This is a genomic window from Nocardia sp. NPDC004582, from assembly GCF_053602115.1.
Genome location: NZ_JBSGCY010000025.1, coordinates 48,396 through 61,345 on the forward strand (window position 1 = coordinate 48,396; position 12,950 = coordinate 61,345).

Genomic DNA, 12,950 nt, shown 5'->3' on the forward strand with positions numbered 1-12,950 from the left:
CGCGCGTATCGGCCGCCTCGCTCGAGTCAGTACTACCTTGTGCGCGTCAGGATGCTTTGGTCGCCTTTCCGATCTCGGCTACGCCGTCGACGAGGGTGTGGCCGCCCAGTTGTGGCCAGCCGTTGCCGGTGATGCCCATGAGTTGGATCTCTAGGTCTCTGACCTGGTCGGCGATGCGGGCGGGGAAGGAGACCTGGGGTGGACCGGGGGGAGGTGCGAAGCCGTCGATGGTCAGCTTCTGGCCGATGGCGGCGACGCCGTCGACCAGTGTGCGCCCGCCCAGTTGCGGCCATCCGGTACCGCCCACGCCCATCAGCTGGATCCACACGTCGGGGATCTGGCCGCTCGCGCCGGTCGGGAAGGGCACGTTGGTCGCACCGGTGGGGGCGCCGAAGCCGGTGATCTTCAGCTTCTGGCCGATGGCGGCGACACCGTCCACGAGGGTGTGGCCGGCGAGCTGGGGCCATCCCGTTCCCGGAGTGAAGTCGTCGCCGTCGCCGAAGAATTGGATCCACACGTCTCGGACCTGACCGTCGACGCCCGCCGGGAACGGCACGTTGACCGCGGTGGTGGGAGGCGCGAAGCCGGTGACCTTCAGCTTCTGGCCGATCGCGGCGAACTCGTCGACGAGGGTGCGCCCGCCCAGCTGGGGCCATCCCGTTCCGGGAATGTTGTCGCCGCCGTCGCCGAAGAGCTGGATCCACACGTCGCCGATCGGCAAGGTGGGCATCGGGGCCGCGGTAGCCGAGGTATAGCCCTTCGGCGGGATCAGCGTCGCGAGCTGGTCGAAGCCGATCCAATACCCGTACGGGCTGAATCCGCTGTCGGCGACCCACACCGCACGCGGGAACGCGCTGTCATAACCCATCAGCGCGATGTAGTGGAACACTTCACCGCCGCCGTAAACGGGTGACACCGAACCCTTGACGCCTTGCGGATAGTTGTTCGGCGGGGCATCGATATTCGCGACCACGCCGAAGCCGGCATCGATCGAACTGACGATGTCCTTCCACAACCGATCCTTCTGAGCGCCGGTCGGCGGATCGTCGTGCATATAGGTGTCGACGTACTTCGCGGCGGGCAGAATCCTGTTCAGCACCGGCGTGATCAGACCGACGTAATCGGTCCCGTTCTCGGTGGTCCCGATCTCGGTGGCCAGATATTGCTCGGAAAGATTCACGCCACACGAATTGCAGACGATCTGGGTCGCGGCCGGACCGCACCAGAAGAACCTCTCCTGCGGGACGATCGACCGGTCGTACGGGAGTTCCTTCTCCGTCGGCTCCCCAGCCGGCGACACCGAAGCCAGCCGGTCATAGATGTCCTGGGCGTCGGACATGCGTTCGTCGTAGCGATCGGGGAACGCCGATCGCTGCACCTCTTGGGCATACGAACCGGGTGAATCCGGGCCGTTGTAATCCAGCCGGGCGAGCCGCTCGTAGAACAGCCCCGCCGACGTGGTCGGGTTCATGCAGGTCGCGCAATCCGCCCACCAGTACTCGCCATTGTCGCCCTGCCGGATCTGTTGCTGGAACACGCCCACCGAGTAGCCATCGGTCCCCACCGCATCGTGTTCGAGCTGCATGGACTCCGGTACCGCGGGATTCGCGTAGATCGTCAAGTTCGACTCGACCAGCCCCGTCGCCAGCGCGATCACGATGCCGCGCTGACTGATTCCCCGTCGCTGCCCCTCCGCGATAATCGCTTGGGCGACTTCATCGCGTGTCATAGCTGTGCGCCTCCTGTTTCGAGAGCAGATGCGCACCCTTCGACAATTCGCGTGATCGCGAATCACTCCCATTGTGCGCGGTCGCCGAATTGGCATTCTGAATAAACGGCGTGTCGCATATTCCGTTTATTGGGCTGCTCTCGAGGTGGGGCAGCACCTCGAAGCCTTACCGATCCCCCCGTCATTCGTGAATGAGGCCAGTTGGTCTCGTAATTGGGCTCAGGCACGCGTGGCGACGGCAGGAACTCTCGACGATGACGACGAGTATGGCCGATCCGCCGTACTGGGACGGATGCGCGGCACTGTTCCTGTCAGATGCGCCGACCAGGTGCCCTATCCAACCCTGCCCCCCAAATTCCCTAGCCGTCCGAACCTGTAATCGAATGTGCCAATCGGCCAGTGTGCGGTCGAGAACTTCTGATAATAGTGCACGTCACCGCTATTCGGAAGCGGGACTAATCCGTCATTCCGGTCGTGAATATCTTTTGTTTGCAAACGCATCGAACTCGGGATGCCATTCGCGCCTAGCTGCTCAGCAAGTGCTGGGCGGCGTGCAGCAGCCGGGTGCGCAGGAGTTCCGAACGGGCCGCGATGTCGGCTTGGCCGCGGACGTATTCGGCTCGGCCGGAAGGTGTTTCGATGCGAATGGGCTCGTAGCCGTAGTCGATGAGGTCATAGGGACTGGCCTTCATATCGAGCTCGCGGGCGGCGCAGGCCAGCTCGAAGGCGTCGAACAGCAGGTCGGAGCTGATCAAGGGGGTGAGTTTGAAGCCCCACTTGTAGATGTCCATATTGGCGTGCAGGCAGCCGGGCTGCTCGCGGGCGATCTGGGAGTCGCGGGTAAGGGGCTCGATATTGAGGGGGACGGCCGCGGGAGTGAAGAAGCGGAAGGCGTCGAAATGGGTGCAGCGGATCTGCATGGATTCGACGACCGCGTCGGTGCCGGCGGAGCCCAGGCGGAGGGGGACCTGCTGGTGGCGGACATCGTCGGTGCGGTAGACCATGGCCCACTCGTGCAGGCCGAAGCACGACAGCTGAGCCGGGCGGGAGGCGGTCGCGGATAATAGGGAGGCCACGAATTCGATGGTGTCGCGGCGCTTTTCGAGGAAAGCGGGGTCGGCGGTCCAGCCGGTGACGGGCGGACCGCCGGGGGAGTCCACCGTGACCTGGTGGTAGCCACGAGATCCCGTGTACTCCTCGGCATCGGTCAGCGCGACACCGAACCCCGGGTGCCAGCGCTTCAACTGCGCCGGCTTGTTGCCGTAATAGGTGAACAGGAAATCGATCACCGGGTGCTTGGTGCCCGCCGCGCGCCGATCCAGGTACGGGCCGAGCAGCGCGTCCACCCGGTCGCGGTGGGCGGCCGCCCGGTCCCGCCAAGCGGGACCGGACAGCACGGGGGAATCGGTGCGGGCGTTCATCATTCGGCGAGACGGTGGGTGGCGTCGCGGACGGTGCCCACGAACTCCTCCACCAGATCCTCCAGGGCCACGATGCCGGCGGTATTGCCGCGGCTGTCCACCACCCGGCCCAGGTGGGAGTTGGTGCGGCGCAGGCGGGCCAGCGCCTCGAACAAGGTGGTGCCCATGCTGACCGTCGGCAGCGGACGGATATCGGTGCGGGGGATCGGGGTGCCCGGGCCCGCGTCCTCGTCGGCGGTCAGGTCGAGCACATCCTTGACGTGCAGGTAACCGACCAGCGAGCCGTCATCCGCGCGGACCGGGTACCGGGAGAAACCGGTTTCGGCGACAGCGGATTCGATGTCACCGAGGGTGGTCCCGTCACCGCGCAACGGCACCGAACGGGCTTTCGCGAGCGGCACCATCACATCGGCGACGATCCGGTCGCTCGAGCCCAGCGCCTGGGTGAGGCGACGGTGCTCCTCCTCGTCCAGCAGCCCCTCCGAGCGCGATTCACCGAACATCTCGGCCAGCTCGTCCGACGACACCGTCGAATCCAGCTCGTCCTTCGGTTCGATCCGCAACGCCCGCAACGAGATATTGGCCGCGAAGTTGTAGAGCGCGATCAACGGCTTGGCCAGCCGCAGCCACATCAGGTGCACCGGAACCAGCAGCAGCGCCATCCGTTCCGGCCCCGCGAGCGCGATGTTCTTCGGAATCATCTCGCCCAGCAGGATGTGCAGGATCACCACGATCGTCAACGCCAGCGCGAACGAGATCGGATGCAGCAGCGAATCCGGCACGCCCAGCAGATCGAACGGCCGCTCCAGCAGGTGCGCCACCGCGGGCTCACCCACCCGGCCCAGCAGGATCGAGCAGATGGTGATGCCCAGCTGCGCCGCCGCCAGCATCATCGACAGGTTCTGGCCCGCCTCGATGACCGTGTTGGCGCTGCGCTTGCCCTGCGCCGCAAGCGCTTCGAGCCGGTCGCGGCGCGCGGAGATCAACGCGAACTCCGCGCCCACGAAGAACGCGTTGCCCAGCAACAGCAGGAACGTCAGCAGAACGGCGTACAGGTCACCCATGAGTCTGCTCCCAGGTCGCGAGGGCCTCGGCGTCGATCGGCCGGATCAGGACGCGGTCGATGCGGCGGCCGTCCATGCGCTCCACGGTGGCGATCCAGCCGCCCCGGGTGTGGGTGTGCTCGAGCTGGCTGTTGCCGGGTTCGGGCAGCAGCACCTCGTCGCCGGTTTCGGGGATCCGGCCCAGACGGGTCAGGACCAGGCCACCCAAGGTTTCGTATTCGCCCTCGGGTGGGTCGTATCCGGTGGTTCGGGACACCTCGTCGATGCGCATCAGGCCCGAGCAGTTCCAGCCGTTGGCCGTGCGGCGCACATCGAGTTCCTCCTCGTCGTGCTCGTCGCGCACGTCGCCGAGGATCTCCTCGATCAGGTCCTCCATGGTCACGATGCCCGCGGTGCCGCCGTACTCGTCGACCACCAGCGCCACCTGCATGCCGTCGCGGCGGACCCGCTCGAGCACCTCGTCACCGTCCAGGCTGGCCGGCACCACGGGCACCGGCTGCGCGATGGACTTCAAGGTGATCTGGCGGCGATCCTTCACCGGATGCACGAAGGTCTGCTTGATGTGCACGAACCCGAGCGTGTTGTCCAGATCGCCGTCCACGACCGGGAACCGCGAGTACCCGGTTTCGCGCGCGGCGTCGATCAGATCCGCGAGAGTGCAGTCCTGGTCGAGGGTTTCGACGGTCATGCGCGGCGTCATCAACTCCTCCGCGGTGCGGTCACCGAACTGCAGCGACCGATCCACCACCTGCGCGGTGCGCTGATCGAGCGCGCCGTGCAACGCGGAGGTCCGCACCAGCGAACCCAATTCCTGCGGCGAGCGCGCCGACCGGAGTTCCTCGGCCGGTTCGACCCCCAGCCGGCGCACCGCCCAGTTGGCGGCCCCGTTCAGGAAGTTGATCATCCACTTGAAGACCGTGGAGAAGGCGATCATCGGCCCCGCGGTCCAGCGCGCGGTCTCCAGCGGCGAGGCGATGGCGATGTTCTTGGGCACCAGCTCGCCGTAGATCATCGACAGCGAGGTCGCGATGATCAGCGCCAGCGCCAGGGCGACGCCCTTCGCGGTACCGGCGCCCACCCCGACCGCGTTCAGCATCGGTTCCAGCAGCCGCGCCAGCACGGGCTCGGCGATATAACCGGTGATCAGGGTGGTGATGGTGATGCCCAGCTGAGCGCCCGACAACTGGAACGAGAGAGTGCGATGCGCCTGCCGCACCTGCCGGGCCCGGCGGTCGCCGTCACGGGCGTGGGCCTCCACGGTGGAGCGTTCCAGGGCGGTGAGCGAGAATTCCGCGGCCACGAACAAGGCCGTGCCGGCGGTCAGAGCGATGAATCCGAGCAGACTGAGAATGGTGAGCAGAACCGACACGGTCAGCACCACCCGGCCGTTTCCGAAGCCGGTATTGCGGGGAAGCCGGGTTTGTCACCCGGCTCGGTAGAGGAGCCCTCCTGTGAAGCGCCCTTGGACGCGGGTGACAACTGGTTCCTTTCGCAGGGGTTGCTGGCGGAGATACGCCACGGATACCCAGTTCCTGGGTCCGGTCAGGCCATGCTACCGGGCCGCTTCGCGGGTTTCCGCACAGCGGGGCCGTATCACACGCGCAGCCGGGGCATATCACAGTGGACGGTCGCCGGGAATCACCCGGCGCCGGATCGGCGGTGACGCGCCGAACGGGTTCCGCACACACGAAACCCGGCGGATCCGAGCGGAGCCGCCGGGTTCGGGTTGTGCAGTGCTAACGGGAGACGATCACCAGCCGGACGGCAGCGGACGGCCCTCGGCGAAGCCGGCGGCCGACTGCACGCCCAGCACGGCGCGCTCATGGAACTCGCCGATGGTGCGCGCGCCCGCGTAGGTGCAGGAGCTGCGCACACCGGAGGTGATGTGGTCGATCAGATCCTCCACGCCGGGACGCTCGGGGTCCAGACGCATGCGCGAGGAGGAGATGCCCTCCTCGAACAGCGCCTTGCGGGCCCGGTCGAACGCCGAGTCGGTGGCGGTGCGGGCGGCCACGGCACGCTTGGACGCCATGCCGAAGGACTCCTTGTAGCGGTTGCCGTCGCGGTCGGTGCGCAGGTCGCCGGGCGACTCGTAGGTGCCCGCGAACCAGGAGCCGATCATCACGTTCGCGGCGCCGGCCGCGAGCGCGAGGGCCACGTCGCGCGGGTGGCGGACACCGCCGTCGGCCCACACGTGCTTGCCGAATTCCTTGGCGGCGGCGGCACATTCGGCCACCGCGGAGAACTGCGGGCGGCCCACGCCGGTCATCATGCGGGTGGTGCACATGGCGCCGGGGCCGACACCGACCTTGATGATGTCCGCGCCGGCCGCGATCAGATCGCGGGTGCCGTCGGCGGAGACCACATTGCCCGCGACCAGCGGCACGCCCAGATCCAGCGCGGCCACCGAGGCCAGCGCTTCCAGCATCTTCTGCTGGTGGCCGTGCGCGGTGTCCATGACCAGCACGTCGGCGCCCGCGTCGACCAGGGCCTTGGCCTTGGCCGGGATATCGCCGTTGATGCCGACCGCGGCCGCGATGCGCAGGCGGCCCGCGGCGTCGGTGGCCGGGGTGTAGATGCCGGTGCGGATGGCGCCGGTGCGGGTCATCACGCCCGCGAGGGTGCCGTCGGCGTGGACCAGCACGGCCAGGTGGGCGTGCTTGCTCTCGAGCAGATCGAAGATGTCGCGCGGCGAGGCGTCGGCGGGAGCGCTGACGAAGTTGGCGTCGGCGACGGTGCTCAGCCGGGCGAAGCGGTCCACGTCCGCGCAGGCCGCCTCGGTGACCACGCCGACCGGCTTGCCGTTCTCGACCACGACGACCGCGCCGTGGGCGCGCTTGTGAATGAGAGCGAGCGCGTCGGAGACCGACTGCTCGGGATCCAGCACGACGGGGGTGTCGGCGGTGAGCGAACGGCTCTTGACGAAGGCGATGGTGTCGGCGGCCGCGGGGATCGGGAGATCCTGCGGCAGCACCACGATGCCGCCGCGGCGGGCCACGGTCTCGGCCATGCGGCGGCCGGCGACGGCGGTCATGTTCGCGACCACGAGGGGGATGGTGGTGCCGGTCCCGTCCGTGGTGGACAGGTCGACATCGAAACGGGACGCCACATCCGTCCGGCGGGGGACGAGGAAGACGTCGTCGTAGGTCAGGTCATAGGGCGGGGTTTGCCCGGGAAGAAACTGCACGTTGCACCATCCTAGCCGAATGCTGAAAGTTCGCGGTGGAAACGAGCGGGCGATTTCCGTTGTCGCGCCGAGCGGATGTGCCCTAGGTTCGCGACCGTGACTGATCTTGCGGCACTCGCCGATCGACTGGATGTCAGCGACACCATCACCAAACTCTTCGTCTACTGCGATCAGGGCCGCTGGTCCGACCTGCGCGAGTCGGTGCTCGCGGAGGAGGTGTTCTTCGACAACGGCTTCGGCGGAGCGGTCGGCCCGCAGCCCGGCGCCGACATCGTCGACGCCTGGGCCGCGGGGCTGGGCGCGCTGGACGCCGTCCATCATCAGGCCGGAAACCAGCTCGTCGAGATCACCGGCGACAGTGCTCTCGCGCACGCCGACGCCATCGCCGTGCATGTGAAGAACGACGCCACCGCCGGCACCACCCGGTGGTTCGTGGGCAGCTACGTGCTCGGCTTGCGGCGCACCGAAAAGGGCTGGCGCATCGACCGTTTCGAATACCGGCTGAAGGTCATCGACGGCAACGCCGACTTGGTCTGAACTCGGCCTCAGGGCGCGGCGGGGATGAACAGCGCTTCGAAGGGCGGTGTGCCCACCGCGACGGTCGAGTGACCGCGGCCCTCGGTGTCGGCGGCCAGCACCAGATCCCCGGGTGCGAACCGCCGGCGCTCGCCGTCGGAGGTGGTCACCTCGATCATGCCGCGCACCATGACCACCCACTGCCGGGCCGGAGCCGGATGCGGGTCGCTGTCGAAGCCGGCGCTGCGCAGATAGGACACGCCCGCGGCGGAGGGCAGGCCGGTGGCCGCCATGGCGGGCACGCCGGTTGCCAGAGTCCTTTCAGTCAAAGGGATTTCGGCATCGGTGAAGGTGGAACCGCCATCGGCGGTCGATTCGATCACGGTGTAGCGCAGGTTGTTCGGTTCGCTCATGGGCTCGATCGTCGACCGCGGGGGAGCGTGGGCGCGATTCCCCGCGGGGTATCGCGGAGGTCTCCGAGGCGATGATTTCTGGCCGTGCGGAAACGCGAACAAGACGTTTGCTGTAAATTTGCTGAGGCCAATTTCCGGCTTGGAGTTATCTCAATCTCGTCCGATTCGCCGGGAAATCCCGCTCCGGATTCCGGGCGAGTCGTAGGAACCTCCAAGCGTGTCGGCCGCAGCGCGCCGATCGTGCCGGGCTCAGCGGGACGAACGTCGGGCCGCGCCCGGTTTGCGCTTCTTGTTGTGCGGGCGGCTCTCGCCCTGCGGCCGCTGCTGCCGGAACCGCGGCTGCTCCTTGTCGGCCTTCCGTTCGGGTGCGGGCGGGGCCGAGGGATCGGCGATCGGGCGGCCGCTCGGACGGCGGGCTCCGGTGATCTCGATCAGCCTGCGATCGCCCGGCCGCACCTCGACATCGGTGAGGGTCACCGACGCCCGTTCGGCGAGCCGGGCCGCCTCCTCGCGGTCGTCGGGGGTGACGATGGTGACGACCGTGCCCGACGCGCCCGCCCGCGCGGTCCGGCCGGTGCGGTGCAGGTAGTCCTTCGGGTCTGCGGGCGGATCGACGTGCACGACCAGCGAGACATCGTCGATGTGCAGCCCGCGCGCGGCCACATCCGTGGCCACCAGCACCGGTGCGGTCCCGTCGGCGAACGCCGCGAGCATGCGGGTGCGCTGATTCTGCGCCTTCCCGCCGTGCAGCGCGACCGCGCCGATCCCGATCTCCCGCAGCTTGCGCGCCAGCTTGTCGGCCCCGTGCTGGGTGCGCACGAACAGCAGCGTCCGGCCCGGCCGCGCCGCGATCTCGCTGACCACCGCCCGCTTGTCCGGCCGCCGCACATGCAGCGCGTAGTGGGCGATATCGGGTCCGGCGGCCACTCTCCCGAATCCGCCGACGACCGTGCCGCCCGTGGCGGTAGCGCCTACCGCGCTCGAACCGGTGGCCGCCGCTGTCGAACCGGTACCCGCCTCGGCGGAGCTCGCGTCTGGAGCGTCCGCTCCTGGCAGGGCCGAGGCTGCACTCCGCGAGGCCGCGCCCGTGCCCGTGGCCGAGACGCCCGGCGTGGTCGAATCCGGCTGCTGCGCGGTCGAATCCGAGCCCCATGCCGAACTCGTAACGAGCGCGGCCGAAGCCGTGCCCGCCGGTGCGGTTGTCGCCGTGGTCGCCCCGATCGCGTGGGTGGCGGGCTCGCGGAGGTACTTCAGCACCAGCCCGTCGATCGACTCGTCCAGCGTCGCCGAGAACAACAGCTGCTGGGCGTCGTCGGGCACCTTGTTCAGTAGGGCCGTGAGCTGGGGCAGGAAGCCGAGTTCGGCCATGTGGTCGGCCTCGTCGACGGTGACCACGCGAATGTCGGCCAGCTGCACCGCTTTCCGCCCGAGCAGGTCGGTCAACCGGCCCGGCGTCGCGATGACCACGTCCACGCCGCGCGCGAGCCGCTCCTCCTGCTTCTTGATCGGGAGCCCGCCGACCGCGGTGGCCAGGCGCAGGCCCAGCGACAGCGCGGGCTCGTCCAGGGCCGCCTCGATCTGGATCGCCAGCTCCCGGGTGGGCGCGAGGATCAGTCCGCGCGGCCGCTTGGGCGCGCTGGGCGCACCGAACAGCCGCACCAGCATCGGCAACCCGAACGCCAGCGTTTTGCCCGACCCCGTGGCGGCCCGGCCCAGCACGTCGCGGCCCGCGAGAATATCGGGAATGACCGCGGCCTGAATCGGAAACGCCGTATCCATCCCGCTCCGCCGCAGCGCCTGCACCAGCACCGGTGGCAGACCGAGATCCGCGAATCGCGCCGGGGTCGATTCCGCCGCGCCGCCCGCCCGACCGCGATGTCCGGCCGCGCCGGCGCTGCCGCCGACATCGCCGGTCCCCGGGCGCCCAGTCGGCACTTCTCGCCCGGTCGGCACCTCTGTGGATGCCGGTCGCGCCGTGTTGGATGCCGGGTCGGCCGCGGATGTCGGGTCGGTGTGGATGGTGTCCTCCATAGTGTCGAGGGTGGCGTCGCCGGAGCCGGGTGTACCGCCGGGCACGGCGGAACCGTCCGCGCCCGAGTCGGATTCGCGGGCGGGCGGAGCGGGTTCAGGCACGGCTGACCAGGCGGCTGACCTCGACCAGCCAGGGGATCGCGACGGCGAGGGTCGGCACGACCAGGATGGCGGCGGCGGCCAGGTAGGCGGCGATCGCGATGCGCAGGTCGCCGATGGGACCGGCGAGGCGCTGGATGCGGATGAGGGTGCTGGGTCCGCCCGCGGCCATCGCGCCTTGCGGGGCGGGCGAATTCGAGCAGGCCACCAGGGCGCGAGCCAGCGGGGTGGGGCCGGTGACCTTGACCGCGGAGTCGTCGGCGAGCAGTTCGATGAGCAGTTTCACCGAGTCCAGCGCGGACTTGGAGCGCACCACGCGGGGGAAGGCCTCGTGCGCGGCGGTGAAGGCCTCCAGCACCAGGTCGTGGCGGGCGCGCAGGTGGGAGCGTTCGTGACTGACGATGGCGGTGAGTTCCTCGTCGGTCAGATTGGTGACCGTCCCCTGGCTGAGCACCACGCGGCGGCGCAGCCCCGGCAGGCAGTAGGCGATCGGCTCGGCGGCCGCGAGCACCCGGATATCGGCGGATTTGCGTTGCACGCTGGACTGATCGAGCAGGTCGACCAACATGCGGTGGCGGGCCCGGCGGCGGCGGGTGTGGATGCCGACCCGGATCACCGACCAGATCAGCCGCGCCCCGATCAGCAGGGTGAGCGCGAACACCAGGACCAGGCCCAGCCACAGCGGCAGGCCGAGGACGTCGATTTCCTTGCTGGGTGTGGTCGTGGGCCGGCCGTCGGCGCCGGGAACCAGCAGCCGGGAGGCGATGGCGAGCCCGGAACCGAAGGCGCTGAGCACCGCTGCCAGCGCGATGGCCTGCCAGAGCACCAGCGCCGCACGGGGACTGCGATAGGGCCAGGTGGCCCGGGAGAGCAGCGCTGGCACCGGTCCCGCCAATAACAAGGCGAGACCGGCGAATACCGGCGCTGTCCAGTCCATGTCCTCAGCTCACTGCGTTGTGGGGCTTGGGCCGAGGGTACAGCTAAACGGACTCGGGTTTGTCCTTGCGCGCCACCTCGGTGGCTTCGAGCTTAGCGAGTGCGGCCCGCAATGCGTCAGCCTCGTCGGCGCCGACCTGCTCGACGAAGTGCACGAGCGCGGCGCGGCGGCTGCCCACCTCGTCGGCTTGCTGCAGCGCGTCGACCATGAGGCTGGCGACGAGTTCGTCGCGGGTGTGCACCGGCGCGTACCGGTGTGCGCGGTCGTCACGCTGCTGGACCACCAGGTTCTTCTTCGCCAAGCGCTGCAGAACGGTCATCACCGTGGTGTACGCGAGTTCACGACGCTCAGCGAGGGCTTCATGGACCTGCCGGACCGTTTGCGGTTCGTCGGCCGACCACAACTGGTCCATGACCGCTTTCTCGAGTTCACCAAGACCTGCCATCCCACAAGCTTACGGAGACAACGACAGCAATGCGTACTACAGGTCGTCGTAACCGGCGGGTTGCTGGTGTGGGATTCCTCATACGATGACGTGACGGTTGCCGATCGGCACGATCATGGGCCGCCCCGACACCGGATCCTCGAGCACCTCGGCCCGCAGGTTGAACACCTCGAGCAGCAGCTCGGCGTCGATGATGTCGGCGGGGGCGCCCTGGGCCCGGATGCGGCCGTCGCGCATGACGATGAGGCGGTCGCTGTAGCGGATGGCCAGATTCAGGTCGTGCAGCACCATGACCACGGTTCGGCCCAGGTCGTCGTGCAGGCGGTCGACCAGGTCCAGCACCTCGAGGGCGTGGGTGAGGTCGAGGTAGGTGGTCGGCTCGTCGAGCAGCAGGATGTCGGTGCCCTGGGCCAGGGCCATGGAGATCCAGGCGCGCTGGCGCTGGCCGCCGGAGAGCTCGTCGAGGGTGCGCCCGGCCAGGTCCGCGATGCCGGTCTGCTCGAGGGCGGCCAGCACCTCGGTCTCGTCGTCGGCGGACCACTGCCGCAGCCAGGACTGATGCGGGTGGCGGCCGCGGGCGACCAGGTCGGCGACGGTGAGGCCCTCGGGCGCGACCGGCGTCTGCGGCAGCATGCCGATCACGCGGGCGATGTCCTTGGTCTTCATGGTCGCGATGGCCTTGCCGTCCAGCAGGACCCGGCCCGCCTTGGGGCGCAACAGCCGGCCCAGGGCGCGCAGCAGGGTGGACTTGCCGCACCCGTTGGGGCCGATGACGGTGGTGATGAGCCCGGGCTCGATGTCCACCGACAGTCCGTCGACGATGATCCGCTCGCCGTAGCCGAGGGTGAGGGATTCCGCAGCGAGAGTCACAGTGCCACCTTAGAAGTCGCGGGAGCCGGCGCCGAAGTCACAGCGTCGCCTTCCGGTTGGTGCGAACGAGCAGATACAGCAGGAACGGTCCGCCGACAGCCGCGGTGACCACCCCGACGGGCAGCGAGACCGGAAACGCGGTGCGCGCGAGCAGGTCCGCGCCCACCACGGCGATGGCCCCGACCAGCGCGGACGCGATGACCGGTGCACCGGGCGCGCGCAGCAGCCACCGCGCGAT

12 protein-coding genes are annotated in these 12,950 nt (G+C 68.8%); 1 reads left to right on the plus strand and 11 read right to left on the minus strand.

What is annotated here, in order from left to right; genetic code table 11:
• Window positions 1-46: 46 nt before the first annotated feature.
• From ACWELJ_RS10485 to ACWELJ_RS10505, 5 genes are all read right to left on the minus strand, one after another.
• Entirely contained in the window at window positions 47-1,729 is a 1,683-nt protein-coding gene (locus ACWELJ_RS10485; protein WP_452365903.1) for a C39 family peptidase, read from the minus strand.
• Window positions 1,730-2,253: 524 nt separating this feature from the next.
• Window positions 2,254-3,153 (minus strand): 3-methyladenine DNA glycosylase, encoded by a 900-nt coding sequence (locus tag ACWELJ_RS10490; RefSeq protein WP_452365904.1) that lies wholly within the window; start codon window positions 3,151-3,153, stop codon window positions 2,254-2,256.
• The gene (locus ACWELJ_RS10495; protein ID WP_452365905.1) at window positions 3,150-4,214 is read right to left on the minus strand and encodes a hemolysin family protein; all 1,065 of its coding nucleotides are present in this window, start codon (window positions 4,212-4,214) and stop codon (window positions 3,150-3,152) included. Before ACWELJ_RS10495 ends, ACWELJ_RS10490 begins: the two co-directional genes overlap by 4 nt.
• Window positions 4,207-5,583: a hemolysin family protein gene (locus ACWELJ_RS10500; protein ID WP_452365906.1), complete on the minus strand. Its 1,377-nt coding sequence runs from the start codon at window positions 5,581-5,583 to the stop codon at window positions 4,207-4,209. Before ACWELJ_RS10500 ends, ACWELJ_RS10495 begins: the two co-directional genes overlap by 8 nt.
• Before the next feature lie 381 nt (window positions 5,584-5,964).
• Window positions 5,965-7,401 (minus strand): GuaB1 family IMP dehydrogenase-related protein, encoded by a 1,437-nt coding sequence (locus ACWELJ_RS10505; protein ID WP_452365907.1) that lies wholly within the window; start codon window positions 7,399-7,401, stop codon window positions 5,965-5,967.
• Between the two features lie 96 nt (window positions 7,402-7,497).
• Between ACWELJ_RS10505 and ACWELJ_RS10510 the strand changes: the two genes are divergently transcribed.
• A complete protein-coding gene (locus tag ACWELJ_RS10510) occupies window positions 7,498-7,938 on the plus strand; it encodes a nuclear transport factor 2 family protein (RefSeq protein ID WP_452365908.1) in 441 nt (146 codons plus the stop codon).
• A gap of 8 nt (window positions 7,939-7,946) precedes the next feature.
• Here ACWELJ_RS10510 and ACWELJ_RS10515 read toward each other — a convergent pair whose 3' ends face one another.
• The 6 genes from ACWELJ_RS10515 to ACWELJ_RS10540 all read right to left on the minus strand — a co-directional run.
• Window positions 7,947-8,330: a hypothetical protein gene (locus tag ACWELJ_RS10515; protein WP_452365909.1), complete on the minus strand. Its 384-nt coding sequence runs from the start codon at window positions 8,328-8,330 to the stop codon at window positions 7,947-7,949.
• A 249-nt stretch (window positions 8,331-8,579) separates the two neighbouring features.
• Complete coding sequence (locus ACWELJ_RS10520; protein WP_452365910.1) at window positions 8,580-10,463, minus strand: DEAD/DEAH box helicase; 1,884 nt, start codon at window positions 10,461-10,463, stop codon at window positions 8,580-8,582.
• Complete coding sequence (locus tag ACWELJ_RS10525) at window positions 10,456-11,397, minus strand: M48 family metalloprotease (RefSeq protein WP_452365911.1); 942 nt, start codon at window positions 11,395-11,397, stop codon at window positions 10,456-10,458. Before ACWELJ_RS10525 ends, ACWELJ_RS10520 begins: the two co-directional genes overlap by 8 nt.
• A gap of 43 nt (window positions 11,398-11,440) precedes the next feature.
• Window positions 11,441-11,842: a BlaI/MecI/CopY family transcriptional regulator gene (locus ACWELJ_RS10530; protein ID WP_452365912.1), complete on the minus strand. Its 402-nt coding sequence runs from the start codon at window positions 11,840-11,842 to the stop codon at window positions 11,441-11,443.
• A 78-nt stretch (window positions 11,843-11,920) separates the two neighbouring features.
• A complete protein-coding gene (locus ACWELJ_RS10535; RefSeq protein ID WP_452365913.1) occupies window positions 11,921-12,712 on the minus strand; it encodes an ABC transporter ATP-binding protein in 792 nt (263 codons plus the stop codon).
• Window positions 12,713-12,749: 37 nt separating this feature from the next.
• Window positions 12,750-12,950 (minus strand): iron chelate uptake ABC transporter family permease subunit (locus tag ACWELJ_RS10540; protein WP_452365914.1); only part of this gene is annotated, 201 nt, incomplete at its 5' end.

What these genes read in the sequence shown, in the direction of transcription:
- ACWELJ_RS10485 (WP_452365903.1), bottom strand. Translation starts at nt 1,729, where the DNA reads ATGACACGCGATGAAGTCGCCCAAGCGATTATCGCGGAGGGGCAGCGA.
- ACWELJ_RS10490 (WP_452365904.1), bottom strand. Translation starts at nt 3,153, where the DNA reads ATGATGAACGCCCGCACCGATTCCCCCGTGCTGTCCGGTCCCGCTTGG.
- ACWELJ_RS10495 (WP_452365905.1), bottom strand. Translation starts at nt 4,214, where the DNA reads ATGGGTGACCTGTACGCCGTTCTGCTGACGTTCCTGCTGTTGCTGGGC.
- ACWELJ_RS10515 (WP_452365909.1), bottom strand. Translation starts at nt 8,330, where the DNA reads ATGAGCGAACCGAACAACCTGCGCTACACCGTGATCGAATCGACCGCC.
- ACWELJ_RS10525 (WP_452365911.1), bottom strand. Translation starts at nt 11,397, where the DNA reads ATGGACTGGACAGCGCCGGTATTCGCCGGTCTCGCCTTGTTATTGGCG.
- ACWELJ_RS10530 (WP_452365912.1), bottom strand. Translation starts at nt 11,842, where the DNA reads ATGGCAGGTCTTGGTGAACTCGAGAAAGCGGTCATGGACCAGTTGTGG.